Here is a 16,100-nt window from a genome sequence, read left to right as displayed (position 1 = left end):
CGCCCCGTATGATCGGGGGACACCAACCGGCATGACAGGCAGCGCGCAGGGGAATCAACGCCTCAGCAACCGAACCGCATGGCGGCCCGGAATGGCGATTTGGCGTTGAGGGCGGGTTTCACGGGGGCGATTCCCTGCCTATCCTGAAAGGGCCGCATCCCGGTCGCCCCCGCGACCGACGACTAGGAGGACTCCGTGCCGCTCTCGGAGCACGAGCAGCGAATGCTCGAGCAGATGGAGCGAGCGCTGTACGCCGAAGATCCCAAGTTCGCGACAGCGCTCGAGGGAAGCGGACTGCGTACGTACACCCGGCGACGGGTCTACCAGGCAGTCGCCGGCTTCCTGGTGGGTATCGCGCTCCTCATGGCCGGAATGGTCGCTCAGCAGATCTGGATCAGCGTGGTGGGGTTCCTCGTCATGCTGGGCTGCGCGGTCCTGGCCGTCACCGGCTGGCGCAAGGCGCCCAAGCCGGGCGAGCAGCAGCAGCAGGCGGCGGGTGGAGCGGCCGGCGGCCGTCAGGCCCGGCAGCGCCGTTCGATGATGCACCGCATCGAGGAACGGTGGCAGCGCCGCCGAGACGAACAACAGGGCGGCAGCCACTGACGCCCCCTGACCGAGGGCTCTGACCAGCCCCCTCACGCTCCCGAGCCCCGCGGCCCGGCACCCCCAGGTGCCCGCCCCGCGGGGCTCGTCGCGTGCGGCCCCGGGGGGCCTCTGAAACGCGGCCGGCGTAACGGGGCCCCGCCGAACGGGGCCGGCAGCCGGGCCCCCGCCGAACGAAACCGGGCGGCCCCCGCCCGAACCCGCCCGGCAGCCGGGCCTCGGGACCGAACCCGCCCGGGAGGCAGGCCCCGAGACCGAAGCCGGCCAGCAGTCAGAGCCTCGGGACCGAACCCGGCCGGCAGCCGGGCCCCGCCCGGGCCCGGCCGGCCCCCCCCCGCCCCCTCACCCCCGTTGGCGGGCGGCCTTCCGGAGGGTCGTCGTCGCGCGGGCCGTCAGGGCGTGGCGGTGGGCCGACCAGCGGGTCGTCACAGCGGACCAGCGGGAAGAGGCGGTCCAGAGCACCCGGACGGCCGAGCGGGGGGCGAGCAGGGCGCGCAGGCGGGTGCGGCGGGAGGCGGCCGTGTGGAAGCCGGTCCTGATCAGGGCGAGCTCCTCCGGCAGGCCGGCGGCCGGGTGCGGGGCCGGAGCGTAGAGAACCTCCTCCACCGCCCGCGCCACCCGGTGCACCGCGTTCGCCGCCTCGCCCTCCAAGGAGCCCAGGCGGACGATCCGCGCCGCCGTCCGCCGGGGCGTCAGCGACTCGTCCGGCACCACCCCGTGGTCCCAGGCCGTGTCGACGACCTCCCGCCAGACCGCCAGGGTCCGGGCCGCCGCGTCCTCGGCCGTACGGCCCGGGGAACCGAGCCGCCCCGCCCGTACCCGCGTACGCCACAGCAGCGGCGACAGCGGCAGCAGCACCGCGATCGCCACCCCCAGGCACACCAGCAGCACCATCAGCGGATTCGGCCCGCCCCCGTCGGACGCGTCGGCGCCCGCCGCCGCGTCGGGGCCGCACTCGCCCTGCCGGCGCATCTGCGGCGGGCAGCTGTCCTCGGTGCTCGGCACCTCGGAGGGCAGCGCCGAGGCACTGGTCTCCGGTTGCGCCGAGCCCGACGGCGTGTCCGAGGGAGTCTGCGCCCGCGTGTAGTCAGGAGTGGAACCGCGCGACGGCGTCGGCTCGAACCGGATCCACCCGGCCCCCTCGAAGTACAGCTCAGGCCATGCGTGCGCGTCCCGGATCCCCACCGACACCGAGCCGTCGGCCCGCGGCGTGCCGGGCATGAAGCCGACCGCCACCCGCGCCGGGATGCCCAGCGAGCGCGCCATCGCCGCCATCGAGAAGGAGAAGTGGACGCAGAACCCTTCCTTCTGCTTCAGGAAGTGTGAGATCGCCTGCGCCCCCGTCCCCGACTCGACCTCCACGTCGTAGCGGAACCCGCCGTCGCGGGCGAACCAGTCCTGGAGCTTCACCGCCCGCTCGTAGTCGTTGCGCGCGCCGCGGGTCACCGCCAGGGCCGTCGCCTTCACGTCGGCCGGCAGCGAGGCGGGCACCCGGGTGTACTCCGAGCGGAGCCCGGCCGGAGCCGCCGGGGCCGCGGCCAACTGCCCCGGTGTCGGGCGGACGTCCAGGCTCGTCACCGTGTACCGGGCGCCCCGGGTCGTCTGCTTGCCGTCGCCGACGAGCATCCGCCCGGCCGGCTCGTACCGCCAGCGGCCGTCGATCTCGACCTTCGCCGCCGGATACGGCATCGGCAGCCACTTCTGCTCGTACGACGGCGAGGCCACGAAATTGCCGGTGATCTCCGTCGACCGCACCCCGTCGCCGAGCCCGTCCGGCTTCGGCAGCCGCTCGGGCACGTCCTCGATCGGGCGGACCGAGGACTTCCACGACGTGCCGTCGAACTGGTCGAGGGCGACCAGCCGCAGATACATGCCACTGGTGTCGAGCGCGTTGGTCCGATACCGGAGCACCTCGCGGTCCTCGGGCTGGCGGAGGTTGTCCTGGAGCGAGACCAGCGGATTGACCGCCGAGATCGTGCCGCCCTGGCCGCCCGTGCCGGAGCCTTCGCCCGGACCGCCGAGGAACCCGCCGTTCAGCGCCGGGAGCACGGCCGGCACCGCCAGGGCGATGCCCATGGCGACCACGCCGATCCGCCGGCCGGTCCGCACCGGGGCGAGCACCTGCCCGCCGTCGCCGCCGGCCGGCCCGCGGCCGCCCGCGCGCGGCGCGCCGCCGAAGACCCGGCCCCACTGGGAGAGCCGGTCACGCCCCTCGCCCAGCAGGAGCAGCAGATAGCCGCCGGCCGCCAGCAGGAACCACAGCCAGCTCGCGCCGCCGTCGGAGAGCCCCGCGGCGACCGAGTACAGGGCGAGCAGCGGCAGTCCGGCGGGCGCGGCGCTGCGGAAGGTCACCGCGAGGGTGTCGACGAGCAGGCCGACGAGCAGTACGCCGCCGACCACCATCAGCCGGATGCCCTCGGTGTCCGGGGCCGGGATGGCGTACCGGCCGATGTCGGCGGCGCCCGCCTCGAACAGGGTCGTGAAGTGCGCGAAGGCGGCCGGCCCCGGCAGGAACCCGAGCAGCGCGTGTCCGCCCGCGAAGACCAGGGTGAGCGCCAGCAGCGTCACCACCGCCTGGGCCGCGATCGTCAGCGGCCTGGCCAGCGGAACCCGCCGGGTGAGCGCCCCGACGCCGCTCTGCACCGCGAGCAGCACCGCCGCTGTGAAGATCCACGTCGCCGGCTTCACCAGCGGCAGCAGCGCGCCCGCCGCCATCAGCGTGGCGGCGTAGGCGCCGAGCGTCAGCCGCGCGCGACCGCTCATGACCGTCCTCCCCAGATGTCGCCCGCCGGGCCGTCCACCCACATTCCGCCGGCCTGCTGCCACAGCTCGGCGAGCCGCGCGCCCGGCGGCACGGCCAGCGCCGTCCACCCGGCCTCCCGCAGCCGCCGCAGCCGGTCCTCGACCGCGCCGCTCACCGCTCCGCCGGTCAGCCACGTCCCGCTGTCCAGGACGAAGGCGACCGCCGCGCCGCTGCGCTGCCGCATTCGGGCGGCCAGCGCCGCCTGTTCCTCGTCGAGATCGCCGACGAAGGCGACCAGAAGGCCTTCGTTGCCGCCGCGCAGCACGTCGTGGGCGCGTGAGAGACCGGCCCCGTCGGAGTGGTCGACGACGGCGAGGGTGTCCATCATCAGACCGGCCGCCTCGGCCGTGTCCTGCGACGAACCCGCGAACCCCTCCGAACTTTCACCGGGCACCGCGCTGCCGGTGTCCGTCAGCAGCCGCACCGCGAAGCCCCGCTCCAGCATGTGCACCAGGGCGGAGGCCGCGCCCGAGACCGCCCACTCGAAGGCGGAGTCGGGGCCCGCGCCCTGGTAGGCGATCCGGCGGGTGTCGAGCAGCACCGTGCAGCGGGCCCGCTGCGGCTGCTCCTCCCGGCGGACCATCAACTCGCCGTAGCGGGCGGTGGAGCGCCAGTGGACCCGGCGCAGGTCGTCGCCGTGGCGGTAGGCGCGCGGAATGATGTCGTCGTCCCCGGCGAGCGCCAGCGAGCGCTGCCGCCCGTCGCCGTACCCCGCCGCCTCGCCGGCCAGTCTCACCGGCGGCAGCGGTTCGGTGCGGGGGACGACCGTGAGGGTGTCGTACGCGCTGAACGAGCGGGTCAGCTCGCACATGCCGAAGGGGTCGGTCAGCCGGAGCTGGAGCGGTCCCAGCGGGAAGCGGCCGCGCAGGTCCGAGCGGACCCGGTACGACACCTCGCGCCGGCCGCCGGCCTCGACCCGGTCCAGGACGAACCGGGGGCGCGGCCCGAGCATGTACGGGACGTGGTCCTGGAGCATCAGCAGCCCCGTGGGCAGCCGGGAGACGTTCTCCATCCGCAGATGGACCCGGGCCTCGGAGCCGACCGGCACCCGCTGCGGAGAGAGCCGGCGGCTGCCCGCGACCTGGTAGCGGGTGCGGTACAGCACGGCGACGCAGACCAGCGGCAGCACGGCCAGCAGCAGTCCCACGCGCAGCAGGTCGCCCTGCCCGAGCACGAAGGCGCAGACGGCGGCGGCGACTCCGGCGGCAAGGAAGGAGCGGCCGCGGGTGGTGAGACCGCTCAGCGCGGCCCGCGGACCGCCGCGGTCGTCGCCCGCCCGGACGTCCCGGTCGTCACCCCGCTGCCCCTCCGGCGCGGCAGCGGTCGTCATCACAGCTGCCGGACGCCGGGCTGCTGGCCGTAGAGCGGGCCGGCCGGCGGGCCGACGGGCGGGCCGGCGGGCGGCGCGGTGGCCGGGACGGGGGTCCGCTGCAGGATGTCGACGACGACCTGCTCGGACGTCCGGCGGTTCATCTGCGCCTGCGTGGTCGGCAGCAACCGGTGGGCGAGCACCGGCACCGCCAGCGCCTGGAGGTCGTCCGGCAGGACGTACTCCCGGCCGCTGAGCGCGGCGGACGCCTTGGCGGCGCGCAGCAGATGGAGCGTGGCCCGGGGGGAGGCGCCGAGCCGGAGGTCGGGGTGGGTACGAGTCGCGGCGACGATGTCCACGGCGTACCGCCGCACGGAGTCGGCCACGTGCACCCCGCGCACGGCGTCGATCAGCTTCAGGATGTCGTGCGCGTGCGCCACCGGCTGGAGGTCGTCGAGCGGGGAGACCGAGCCGTGGACGTCGAGCATCTTCAGCTCGGCCTCGGGGCTGGGATAGCCGATCGAGACGCGGGCCATGAAGCGGTCGCGCTGGGCCTCGGGGAGGGGATAGGTCCCCTCCATCTCCACCGGGTTCTGGGTGGCGACCACCATGAACGGGCTCGGCAGCTCGTACGTCTGTCCGTCCACCGTGACCTGCCGCTCCTCCAGGGACTCCAGGAGGGCGGACTGGGTTTTCGGCGAGGCGCGGTTGATCTCGTCGCCGATCACGATCTGGGCGAAGATCGCGCCCGGCTTGAACTCGAAGTCACGCCGCTGCTGGTCGAAGATCGACACGCCGGTGATGTCCGAGGGCAGCAGGTCGGGCGTGAACTGGATGCGGCGCACCGAGCAGTCGATGGACCGCGCCAGCGTCTTGGCCAGCATCGTCTTGCCGACGCCGGGGACATCCTCGATCAGAAGATGTCCCTCGGCGAGCAGCACGGTCAGCGAAAGCCGTACGACCTCGGGCTTGCCCTCGATCACACCCTCCACCGACCGGCGGACACGCTCCGCCGTCGTGGTCAGATCAGCGAGGCTCGCTCGATCGTCATAGGTCGTCACCCGGCCCTCCTCGGCCCACTCGCGGGCCGATGCGCGGCCCGCCCCGAAACACGTACACCCGTCCCGGAGGGTTTCCGAAAGGTGTCACACGAGCATTCTTGTTGCCCGTGGCGCCCGGTGTCACTTGCCTGTGGACAAGTGCGAGCGATATGCCGGGGTATGCCGGATTAAGCCGGGTCGATCTCGCGGAGAAGGCCCGTGGTCACGTCGAAGACAAAGCCCCGGACGTCGTCCGTGTGCACCAGGAACGGCGAGGTGCGCACCCGCTGCATCGACTGCCGGACGTCCTGCTCGACATCGCGGAACGCCTCGACGGCCCAGGCCGGGCGCTGGCCGACCTCCATCTCCAGGTCGTGCCGGAACTCCTCGGTCAGCGACTCCAGACCGCAGCCCGTGTGGTGGATCAGCACCACGCTGCGCGTGCCGAGCGCGCGCTGGCTGATCGTGAGGGAGCGGATGACGTCGTCGGTGACCACACCGCCGGCGTTGCGGATGGTGTGGCAGTCGCCCAGTTCGAGACCGAGCGCGGCGTGCAGATCGAGCCGCGCGTCCATGCAGGCGACGACGGCCACGTTCAGCACCGGCCGGGCGTCCATTCCGGGGTCGGTGAAGCGGGCGGCATAGCGTTCGTTGGCCTCGACGAGACGGTCCGTGACCGAGCCACCGGTCCTTATCGCGTCGGCAGAGGCGTGTGCAGAGGTCGACATGACATCGACGGTAGTGGTCACCGGGCGTTCCGGCCCGCTGTGAGAGGGGACAAAGAACGTCAATGAACCTTGTTGTGAGGTAACCCACAGGCATGAGAGGGCCGGGCCCATCAGGGTGATCCGCCCGGATCGACCCGGTCTCCCCGGCCGCCCGTGCGACGCGCCAGCCGGTTGATTGACCGTCGGGGCCCGTGGACTAAAGTGGCGCGAAGTTCACGGAGACATTGAGCGATTTCGGCAATTTCTCCCCCGCGTGTGCGGCGGTAGGGCCCGGTGAGCCGGTGACACGTCCCGGCCGCGCCGGATCTGAGAGGGCGCATTGAGCAACGACCGACACGTCCCGGTGATGCTCCAGCGGTGCCTGGACATGTTGGCCCCGGCCCTCCAGCGCCCCGGCGCGGTGGTGGTCGACTGCACCCTCGGCCTCGGCGGCCACAGCGAGGCGCTCCTCGAGCGGTTCCCCGAGGCGCGGCTCGTCGCCCTCGACCGGGACAAGGAGGCGCTGCGGCTCTCCGGCGAGCGCCTCGCCCTGTTCGGGGAGCGCGCCACGCTGGTCCACGCCGTTTACGACGAACTGCCCGAGGTCCTCGACCGGCTCGGCATCCCGAAGGCCGACGGCATCCTCTTCGACCTGGGCGTCTCCTCCATGCAGCTCGACGAGGCCGACCGCGGCTTCGCCTACGCGCAGGACGCCCCGCTCGACATGCGCATGGACCAGACGACCGGGGTCAGCGCCGCGGAGGTCCTCAACACCTATCCGCCCGGCGAGCTGGTCCGCATCCTGCGCGCGTACGGCGAGGAGAAGCAGGCCAAGCGCATCGTCTCCGCGGTCGTGCGCGAGCGCGAGAAGGAGCCGTTCACCACCAGCGCACGGCTCGTCGAGCTGATCCGCGACTCCCTCCCGCAGGCGGCCAAGCGCACCGGCGGCAACCCCGCCAAGCGCACCTTCCAGGCCCTGCGCATCGAGGTCAACGGCGAGCTGACCGTCCTGGAGGAGGCCATCCCGGCGGCGGTGAAGGCGCTCGCCGTCGGCGGCCGGATCGCCGTCCTGTCGTACCACTCGCTGGAGGACCGGCTGGTCAAGCAGGTCTTCGCGGCGGGCGCGGCGACCACGGCCCCGCCCGGTCTCCCCGTCGTCCCCGAGCGCTACCAGCCGCGCCTGAAGCTCCTCACCCGCGGCGCCGAACTCCCCACGGAGGAGGAGGTCGCCGAGAACCGCCGCGCGGCCCCGGCCCGGCTCCGGGGGGCGGAGCGCATCAGGGAGGACGAGCGGTGACCGACGCACGCCAGGCGAGGGAAAGCGAGCAGCCGTGACGAAGAAGGGGCCGCTCAAAGGGCGCGCCGCGAGGCTCGGGCGGTTCATGCCCTCGGGACCCAGCACCGCCGCCCGCACCCCCTTCGTCCTGCTCGTCGTGCTGCTGCTCGGCGGCGGCCTCATCACGCTGCTGCTCCTCAACTCCTCCCTCAACCAGGGGTCCTTCAAGCTCAGCGAGCTGAAGAAGAAGACCACCGAGCTGACCGACGAGGAGCAGGCACTCCAGCGCGACGTGGACGACTACTCCGCGCCCGACGCGCTGGAGCGGCGGGCCCGGGAGCTCGGCATGGTCCCCGGCGGCAGCCCCGCCTTCCTCGACCCGGACGGCCGGGTCCGCGGCAAGCCGTCGAAGGCGTCCGCACCCCCGCCCGACCCGGAGCCCATGACCGACCCGTGGGCGCCCCTGACCGACCCGGCGGCGCCCACGGCCGCCGCGACGCCCCCGGCCGGCTCCCCGGCCCCGCCGGACGCCGCGACCGCGCCGCAGACCGCCCCCGGGACCGCGCCCCAGGGCACCGCCACCACCCCCGACGGCACGCCCGACACGCCGGACCCGGCGCCGCCGGCGAACGCGCCCGGCACGCAGACCGTGCCGGGCACGCCGCCCGACACGCCCACCCCCTCGCAACCCCGGGCACGGCCCGACACGCCGGGCGCGCCCGGTACCTCCGACGCGCCGCAGACGACCACGCCCGGCGGCCCCGCGCCCGCCCCGACGACCTCCGGCAGGTGACCGCAGTGCCCCCCAAGGAGCCCCCGCGCCGCCCGGTCCCCGGCCCCGCCCGGTCCGCACGCCCCCGGCCCGCCGCCGGCCGCCCGGCCGGACCCGCCCCGCGCCGCGCCCCCCGGCCCCCGGCCCGCCCCAAGGCCCGCACCATCCGGCTCGGCAGCCCCAAGCCGCGGCTGCGGCTCGTCTCCCTCGGACTCACCCTCGTGATGCTGGTGTTCGTCGTCCGGCTCCTCCAGGTGCAGGCCGTCGACGCCTCCGCGTACGCCGCCAAGGCGCAGAAGCACCGCTACCAGGAGTTCACGCTCTCCGCGGACCGCGGCGAGATCACCGACCGGGCCGGCATCGCCCTGGCCGCCAGCGTCGACGCGTACGACATCACCGCCGACCCCAAACTCTTCACCCCCGAAGAGGCCAAGGTCCCCGACGCCCCCGAACAGGCCGCCGCGCTCCTCGCACCGCTCCTCGGCAAGGACCCGGCCGAGCTGGTCAAGAAGCTCCGCACCCCCAAGTCCCGCTACACCCTGCTCGCCCGCAAGCAGACACCGCAGGTCTGGAAGCAGATCAAGGACCTCAAGAAGGTGTACGAGCGGAAGGCCGGCGCGGCCGAGGGCGGCAACGGCGTCAACCTGCTCGGCGGCGTCCTCAGCGAACCCAGCACCAAGCGCGTGTACCCCAACGGCGAACTCGCCGCCGGGATACTGGGGTACGTCAACGCCGAGGGCCGCGGCGCCGGCGGCCTGGAGTCCATGCTCGACAAGGAACTGGCCGGCACGGACGGAAAGATCAGGTTCGCCCAGTCCGGCGGGCGCCGGGTGCCCACCGCCGGCTCCCAGGGCACCCCGGCCGTCCCCGGCTCCGACATCGAGCTGACCATCGACCGGGACATCCAGTGGGCCGCCCAGCAGGCCATCACCGACCAGGTCCGAAAGTCCAAGGCCGACCGCGGCTACGTCATCGTCCAGAACACCAGGACCGGCGAGGTCCTCGCCATGGCCAACGCCCCCGGCTTCGACCCCAACGACCTGTCCGCCGCCAACTCCGCCGCCATGGGCAACGCGGCCCTCCAGGACGCCTACGAACCCGGCTCCACCAGCAAGGTCATGTCCATGGCCGCAGTCCTGGAGGAGGGCGTCGCCACCCCCGGTACCCATGTCGTCGTCCCCAACCGGCTGCACCGGGGCGACCGCCTCTTCAAGGACGACATCGACCACCCCACCTGGCACCTCACCCTCAACGGCGTCCTCGCCAAGTCCAGCAACATCGGCACGATCCTGGCCACCGGCCAGCTCGGCGCCACCCAGCCCGAGGCCAACCGGGTCCTCCACTCGTACCTGCGCAAGTTCGGCATCGGCGCCCCCACCGGACTCGGCTATCCCGGCGAGACCTCCGGGATCCTCGCCAAGCCCCAGGACTGGTCGACCTCGCAGCAGTACACGATCCCCTTCGGCCAGGGCCTGTCGGTCAACGCCATGCAGGCCGCCTCGGTCTTCTCGACCATCGCCAACGGAGGCGTACGGATCGAGCCGACCCTGGTCCGCGGCCTCAAGGGACCCGACGGCCGCTTCACCCCGGCGCCCACGCCCCGGCAGACCCGCGTGGTCAGCGAGAAGACCGCCACGACCGTCGCGCGGATGCTGGAGTCCGTGGTCGGCGACGAGGAGGGCACCGGCACCAAGGCCCGCATCCCCGGCTACCGGGTCGCGGGCAAGACCGGCACCGCCAACCGCGTCGACCCCGAACTCGGCCGCTACAAGGGCTACACCGCCTCGTTCGCGGGCTTCGCGCCCGCCGACGACCCGCAGATCACCGTCTACTGCGCCATCCAGAACCCCACCAAGGGAAGCTACTTCGGCGGCCAGATCTGCGGACCCATCTACAAGAAGGTCATGGAGTTCGCCCTCAAGACACTCCACGTCGCCCCCACGGGCAACGAGCCGGCCCGGATGCCGGTGACCTTCAAGGCCAGTGAGTGACACTCCGGGAGCACCAGTGACGACGATCACCCCCCAGCCAGGGAACCGGAAATCGAACGCCGACGACCCCGAGGCGCGATTTCGCCCCGCACCCGGTACGCCCGGTACGCTCACCGCCGTGCCACACGCTGATCAGTACCGAACCGCCCCGCCCCGTCCGGAGCAGGCCCGCCCGACACCCCTGGGCGACCTGGCCGCCCGGCTCGGCATCGAGGCTCCCGGCTCCGCAGACGTCTCGGGGATCACCCACGACTCACGGGCGGTACGCCCCGGGGACGTCTACGCGGCCCTCCCCGGCGCCCGGCTGCACGGCGCGGACTTCGCCGCGCAGGCAGCCGGACTCGGCGCCGTCGCGATCCTCACCGACCCCTCGGGCGCCGGCCGGGCCGCCGAGACCGGCCTGCCGGTCCTGGTCGTCGACGACCCCCGGGGCCGCATGGGCGAACTCGCCGCCGAGATCTACGGCAGGCCCGGCGCCGACCTCCTGCAGATCGGGATCACCGGCACCTCCGGCAAGACCACCACGGCCTACCTGGTCGAAGGCGGCCTGCGCGAGGCCGGGCGCAGCACCGGCCTCATCGGCACGGTCGAGATGCGGATCGGCGACGAGCGCATCAAGTCCGAGCGCACCACCCCGGAAGCCACCGACCTCCAGGCCCTGTTCGCGGTCATGCGCGAGCGCGGCGTCGACTCGGTCGCCATGGAGGTCTCCAGCCACGCCCTCGTGCTCGGCCGGGTCGACGGCTGCGTCTTCGACGTCGCCGTCTTCAACAACCTCAGCCCCGAGCACATGGAGTTCCACTCCGACATGGAGGACTACTTCGGGGCCAAGGCGCGGCTGTTCACCCCCGAACGCAGCAAACAGGGCGTGGTGAACCACGACGACCCGTACGGCCGGCGGCTCGCCAAGGAGGCGTCCGTCCCGGTCGTCACCTTCTCCGCCGAGGGCGACCCGGACGCCGACTGGCGCGCCGAGAACGTCGAGATCGGCGCGACCGGCTCCACCTTCACCGTCGTCGGCCCGCGGGGCGAGCGCGTCTCCGCGGCCGCCCCGCTGCCCGGCCCGTTCAACGTCGCCAACACCCTCGCCGCGATCGTCACCCTCGCCGTGGCCGGGCTGGACCCGCAGACCGCCGCCGACGGTGTGGCCGCCGTCCCCGGCGTCCCCGGCCGCCTGGAGCGCGTCGACGCCGGACAGCCCTACCTCGCCGTGGTCGACTACGCCCACAAGACGGACGCCGTCGAATCGGTCCTGCGCTCCCTGCGCAAGGTCACCGAGGGCAGCATCCACATCGTCCTCGGCTGCGGCGGGGACCGGGACGTCACCAAGCGGGGCCCGATGGGCGCCGCCGCCGCCCGCCTCGCCGACACCGCCGTACTGACCTCCGACAACCCCCGCTCCGAGGACCCCCTCGCGATCCTCGCCGCGATGCTCGCGGGCGCCGCCGAGGTGCCCGCGCACGAGCGCGGCGACGTGCTGGTCGACGCGGACCGCGCCGCCGCCATCGCCGCGGCCGTGGCCCGCGCCCGGCCGGGCGACACCGTCCTGGTGGCCGGCAAGGGCCATGAGCAGGGCCAGGACATCGCCGGAGTGGTCCGCCCCTTCGACGACCGCCAGGTCCTGCGCGAAGCGGTGGAACGCAGCCTCAAGAACAGTCAGGGATAAGTTGTGATCGCCCTCTCCCTCGCCGAGATCACCACCATCGTCGGCGGGCAGTCGCACGACATACCGGATCCGGACGTCCTCGTCACCGGTCCCGTCGTCATCGACTCCCGCGAGGTGGAGACCGGCAGTCTCTTCGTCGCCTTCCCCGGCGAGCGCGTCGACGGCCACGACTACGCCGAGCGGGCCGTCCAGGCCGGCGCGGCAGCCGTGCTCGCCGCCCGCCCCGTCGGCGTCCCCGCCATCGTCGTGGACGACGTCCAGGCGGCGCTCGGGGCCCTCGCCCGCGCCGTCGTCGAACGCCTCGGCGCCGACGTCGTCGCCCTCACCGGCTCCGCCGGCAAGACCTCCACCAAGGACCTGATCGCCCAGGTCCTGCAACGCCACGCCCCCACCGTCTGGACACCCGGCTCGCTCAACAACGAGATCGGCCTCCCGCTCACCGCGCTGAAGGCCGACGACGGCACCCGGCACCTGGTCCTCGAAATGGGCGCCCGCGGCATCGGGCACATCCGCTACCTCACCGGACTGACCCCGCCGCGCATCGGACTCGTCCTGAACGTGGGCACCGCCCACATCGGCGAGTTCGGCGGCCGCGAGCAGATCGCCCAGGCCAAGGGCGAACTCGTCGAGGCGCTTCCCCCGGCCGACAAGGGCGGCATCGCCGTCCTCAACGCCGACGACCCCCTCGTCCGGGCCATGGCCGAGCGGACCCGGGCCCGTGTGACGCTCTTCGGAGAGGACCGCGAAGCCGACGTACGTGCCGAGAATGTCCGGCTCACAGAGAACGGACAGCCCTCTTTCAGTCTTCACACACCCACCGGGTGCAGTGACGTGACCTTGCGCCTGTACGGTGAGCACCACGTGTCGAACGCGCTCGCCGCGGCCGCCGTCGCGCACGAGCTGGGCATGCCCGTGGAGGAGATCGCCACCGCGCTCTCCGAGGCAGGCACCCTGTCGCGCTGGCGCATGGAGGTCACCGAGCGTCCGGACGGCGTGACGATCGTCAACGACGCCTACAACGCGAACCCCGAGTCCATGCGAGCCGCCCTGCGCGCGCTCGCGGCCATGGGCAGGGCCGCACAGGCCCAGGGGGGCCGTACGTGGGCGGTGCTCGGCAAGATGGCCGAGCTCGGTGACGCATCGCTCGCCGAGCACGACGCGGTCGGACGGCTCGCCGTCCGGCTCAACGTCAGCAAGCTCGTCGCGGTCGGGGACAGGGAAGCGTCCTGGCTGCAACTGGGCGCATATAACGAGGGTTCGTGGGGTGAGGAGTCGGTGCACGTGTCCGACGCGCGGGCGGCGATCGACCTGTTGCGCAGTGAACTGCGTCCGGGAGACGTCGTGCTGGTGAAGGCTTCGAGGTCGGTCGGTCTCGAACAGGTCGCCCTGGCACTGCTCGACCCCGAGGGCGAGGTTGCCGGCCGATGAGGCAGATCCTCTTCGCGGGGGCCATCGGGCTCTTCCTGACCCTGATCGGCACCCCGCTGCTCATCAAGCTGCTCGCCCGCAAGGGGTACGGCCAGTTCATCCGGGACGACGGCCCGCGCGGCCACGCCGGGAAGAAGGGCACGCCCACCATGGGCGGCATCTCCTTCATCCTGGCCACGCTCATCGCGTACGCCCTCGCCAAGGTCATCACCGGCGAACCCGTCTCGTACTCCGGCATCCTGGTCCTCTTCCTGATGGCCGGCATGGGCCTGGTCGGCTTCCTCGACGACTACATCAAGATCGTCAAGCAGCGGTCGCTCGGCCTGCGGGCCAAGGCGAAGATGGCCGGTCAGCTGATCGTCGGCATCGCCTTCGCGGTCCTCGCGCTCCAGTTCTCCGACTCGCGCGACCTCACCCCGGCCTCCACGAAGCTCTCCTTCATCACGGACTTCGGCTGGTCCATCGGACCCGTCCTCTTCGTGGTCTGGGCGCTCTTCATGATCCTGGCCATGTCCAACGGCGTGAACCTGACGGACGGTCTGGACGGCCTGGCCACCGGCGCGTCGGTGATGGTCTTCGGCGCCTACACCTTCATCGGGCTGTGGCAGTTCCAGGAGTCCTGCGCCAACGCGATGGACCTGACCAACCCCAACGCCTGCTTCGAGGTGCGCGACCCGCTCGACCTCGCGGTCGTCGCCTCCGCGCTCATGGGCGCCTGCTTCGGCTTCCTGTGGTGGAACACCTCGCCCGCCAAGATCTTCATGGGCGACACCGGCTCGCTGGCCCTCGGCGGCGCGCTCGCCGGTCTCGCCATCTGCTCCCGCACGGAGCTGCTGATCGCCCTGCTCGGCGGTCTGTTCGTCCTGATCACCATGTCCGTGGTCATCCAGGTCGGCTCGTTCAAGATGACCGGCAAGCGGGTCTTCCGGATGGCGCCGCTCCAGCACCACTTCGAACTCAAGGGCTGGTCCGAGGTCCTGGTCGTGGTCCGGTTCTGGATCATCCAGGGCATGTGCGTGATCGTCGGCCTCGGTCTCTTCTACGCGGGATGGGCATCAGAGAAGTGAGCACCGATCAGCCGGCCGCCGACTGGCGGGGCAAGCACGTCACCGTCGCGGGCCTCGGCGTGAGCGGCATCCCCGCCGCCCGGGCCCTGCACGGCCTCGGCGCGGTCGTCACCGTCGTCAACGACGGCGACGACGAGCGCTCCCGGACCCAGGCCGCCGCCCTGGAGGCCGAGGGGATCACCGTCCGCCTCGGCGACGGAGAGACCCTCCCCGAAGGCACCGAGCTGATCGTCACCGCCCCCGGCTGGCGGCCCGACAAGCCCCTCTTCACGGCCGCCGCCGAGGCGGGCGTGGAGATCTGGGGCGACGTCGAGCTCGCCTGGCGGCTCCGCGGCCCGCACGCGGCCCCCTGGCTCGCGGTCACCGGCACCAACGGCAAGACCACGACCGTCCGGATGCTCGCCTCCATCCTCCAGGCCGCGGGGCTGCGCACCGCCGCCGTCGGCAACATCGGCGTCTCCCTCCTCGACGCCGTGCTCGGCGAGGAGACGTACGACGTCCTCGCCGTCGAACTCTCCAGCTACCAGCTCCACTGGGCGCCCTCGCTGCGCGCCCACTCGGCGGCCGTCCTCAACCTGGCCCCCGACCACCTCGACTGGCACGGCTCCATGCAGGCGTACGCCGCCGACAAGGGGCGGATCTACGAAGGCAACACGGTCGCCTGCGTCTACAACGCCGCCGACCCCGCCACCGAGGACCTGGTCCGCGAGGCCGACGTCGAGGAGGGCTGCCGGGCCATCGGCTTCACCCTCGGCACCCCCGGCCCCTCCCAGCTCGGCGTCGTCGAGGGCATCCTGGTCGACCGCGCCTTCGTCGAGAACCGCCAGAAGCAGGCCCAGGAGCTGGCCGAGGTCTCCGACGTCCGGCCCCCCGCGCCCCACAACATCGCCAACGCGCTCGCCGCGGCCGCCCTGGCCCGCGCCTTCGGGGTCGAACCCAAGGCCGTACGCGACGGACTGCGGGCCTTCCGGCCCGACGCCCACCGCATCGAGCACGTCGAGGACGTCGACTCGGTCGCCTACGTCGACGACTCCAAGGCCACCAACACGCACGCCGCGGAAGCCTCCCTGGCGGCCTACGACCCCATCGTGTGGATCGCCGGCGGCCTCGCCAAAGGCGCGACCTTCGACGACCTCGTGAAGGCCTCCGCGCCCCGGCTGCGCGGCGTCGTGCTGATGGGCGCGGACCGCGCCCTGATCCGCGAAGCCCTGACGCGACACGCCCCCGAGGTCCCGGTCGTGGACCTCGACCGGACCGACACTGGGGCGATGGCCGCCGCGGTCCGGGAGGCGGCCCGGCTCGCCCGCCCGGGTGACACGGTCCTGCTGGCCCCGGCCTGCGCCTCGATGGACATGTTCACCGACTACAACAAGCGCGGCGAGGCCTTCGCGGACGCGGTCCGCGCCCTCGCCGCCACCGGGCGCGCCTGACCTGACCA

At 73.0% G+C, this 16,100-nt stretch carries 12 protein-coding genes; 8 read left to right on the top strand and 4 right to left on the bottom strand.

Features of this window, described 5'->3' with window-relative positions; translation table 11 throughout:
• Nucleotides 1-195 precede the first annotated feature (195 nt).
• Entirely contained in the window at nt 196-603 is a 408-nt protein-coding gene (locus ACFZBD_RS19075; RefSeq protein ID WP_391140749.1) for a DUF3040 domain-containing protein, read from the top strand.
• A 342-nt stretch (nt 604-945) separates the two neighbouring features.
• Here the strand turns inward: ACFZBD_RS19075 and ACFZBD_RS19070 are convergent, their stop codons facing one another.
• From ACFZBD_RS19070 to ACFZBD_RS19055, 4 genes are all read right to left on the bottom strand, one after another.
• Nucleotides 946-3,366 (bottom strand): transglutaminaseTgpA domain-containing protein, encoded by a 2,421-nt coding sequence (locus ACFZBD_RS19070; RefSeq protein ID WP_391140748.1) that lies wholly within the window; start codon nt 3,364-3,366, stop codon nt 946-948.
• A complete protein-coding gene (locus ACFZBD_RS19065; RefSeq protein ID WP_391140747.1) occupies nt 3,363-4,736 on the bottom strand; it encodes a DUF58 domain-containing protein in 1,374 nt (457 codons plus the stop codon). Before ACFZBD_RS19065 ends, ACFZBD_RS19070 begins: the two co-directional genes overlap by 4 nt.
• Nucleotides 4,736-5,776 carry an AAA family ATPase gene (locus tag ACFZBD_RS19060; protein ID WP_391140746.1) on the bottom strand — a complete coding sequence of 347 codons (1,041 nt, stop codon included), beginning with the start codon at nt 5,774-5,776 and terminating at the stop codon, nt 4,736-4,738. The genes ACFZBD_RS19065 and ACFZBD_RS19060 overlap by 1 nt, the downstream gene beginning before the upstream one ends.
• A gap of 167 nt (nt 5,777-5,943) precedes the next feature.
• Entirely contained in the window at nt 5,944-6,546 is a 603-nt protein-coding gene (locus ACFZBD_RS19055; RefSeq protein ID WP_391140745.1) for a carbonic anhydrase, read from the bottom strand.
• A gap of 256 nt (nt 6,547-6,802) precedes the next feature.
• Between ACFZBD_RS19055 and rsmH the strand changes: the two genes are divergently transcribed.
• From rsmH to murD, 7 genes are read left to right on the top strand one after another with little or no spacing between them, the layout of a single operon-like run.
• Complete coding sequence (rsmH, locus tag ACFZBD_RS19050) at nt 6,803-7,759, top strand: 16S rRNA (cytosine(1402)-N(4))-methyltransferase RsmH (RefSeq protein WP_391140744.1); 957 nt, start codon at nt 6,803-6,805, stop codon at nt 7,757-7,759.
• A 34-nt stretch (nt 7,760-7,793) separates the two neighbouring features.
• Nucleotides 7,794-8,531, top strand: coding sequence for a septum formation initiator family protein (locus ACFZBD_RS19045; RefSeq protein WP_391140743.1), 738 nt, complete (start codon nt 7,794-7,796; stop codon nt 8,529-8,531).
• Between the two features lie 5 nt (nt 8,532-8,536).
• Entirely contained in the window at nt 8,537-10,501 is a 1,965-nt protein-coding gene (locus ACFZBD_RS19040; protein WP_391140742.1) for a penicillin-binding transpeptidase domain-containing protein, read from the top strand.
• Between the two features lie 16 nt (nt 10,502-10,517).
• Nucleotides 10,518-12,167 carry a UDP-N-acetylmuramoyl-L-alanyl-D-glutamate--2,6-diaminopimelate ligase gene (locus ACFZBD_RS19035; RefSeq protein WP_391140741.1) on the top strand — a complete coding sequence of 550 codons (1,650 nt, stop codon included), beginning with the start codon at nt 10,518-10,520 and terminating at the stop codon, nt 12,165-12,167.
• Nucleotides 12,168-12,170: 3 nt separating this feature from the next.
• Complete coding sequence (gene murF / locus ACFZBD_RS19030) at nt 12,171-13,595, top strand: UDP-N-acetylmuramoyl-tripeptide--D-alanyl-D-alanine ligase (RefSeq protein WP_391140740.1); 1,425 nt, start codon at nt 12,171-12,173, stop codon at nt 13,593-13,595.
• Complete coding sequence (mraY, locus tag ACFZBD_RS19025) at nt 13,592-14,662, top strand: phospho-N-acetylmuramoyl-pentapeptide-transferase (protein ID WP_391140739.1); 1,071 nt, start codon at nt 13,592-13,594, stop codon at nt 14,660-14,662. The genes murF and mraY overlap by 4 nt, the downstream gene beginning before the upstream one ends.
• Entirely contained in the window at nt 14,644-16,092 is a 1,449-nt protein-coding gene (gene murD / locus ACFZBD_RS19020) for a UDP-N-acetylmuramoyl-L-alanine--D-glutamate ligase (protein WP_391140738.1), read from the top strand. Before mraY ends, murD begins: the two co-directional genes overlap by 19 nt.
• Nucleotides 16,093-16,100 lie beyond the last annotated feature (8 nt).

Origin of the sequence: Streptomyces sp. NPDC008121 (genome assembly GCF_042957155.1) — a bacterium.
Classification (GTDB): Bacteria; Actinomycetota; Actinomycetes; order Streptomycetales; family Streptomycetaceae; genus Streptomyces.
The sequence above is the reverse complement of the archived record's forward strand: the minus strand, read 5'-3'. Positions and strand labels throughout refer to the sequence as shown.

Excerpts from the sequence above, each read along its gene's own strand:
- mraY (WP_391140739.1), top strand. The coding sequence starts at position 13,592 with ATGAGGCAGATCCTCTTCGCGGGGGCCATCGGGCTCTTCCTGACCCTG.
- ACFZBD_RS19065 (WP_391140747.1), bottom strand. The coding sequence starts at position 4,736 with ATGACGACCGCTGCCGCGCCGGAGGGGCAGCGGGGTGACGACCGGGAC.
- murD (WP_391140738.1), top strand. The coding sequence starts at position 14,644 with ATGGGCATCAGAGAAGTGAGCACCGATCAGCCGGCCGCCGACTGGCGG.
- ACFZBD_RS19070 (WP_391140748.1), bottom strand. The coding sequence starts at position 3,366 with ATGAGCGGTCGCGCGCGGCTGACGCTCGGCGCCTACGCCGCCACGCTG.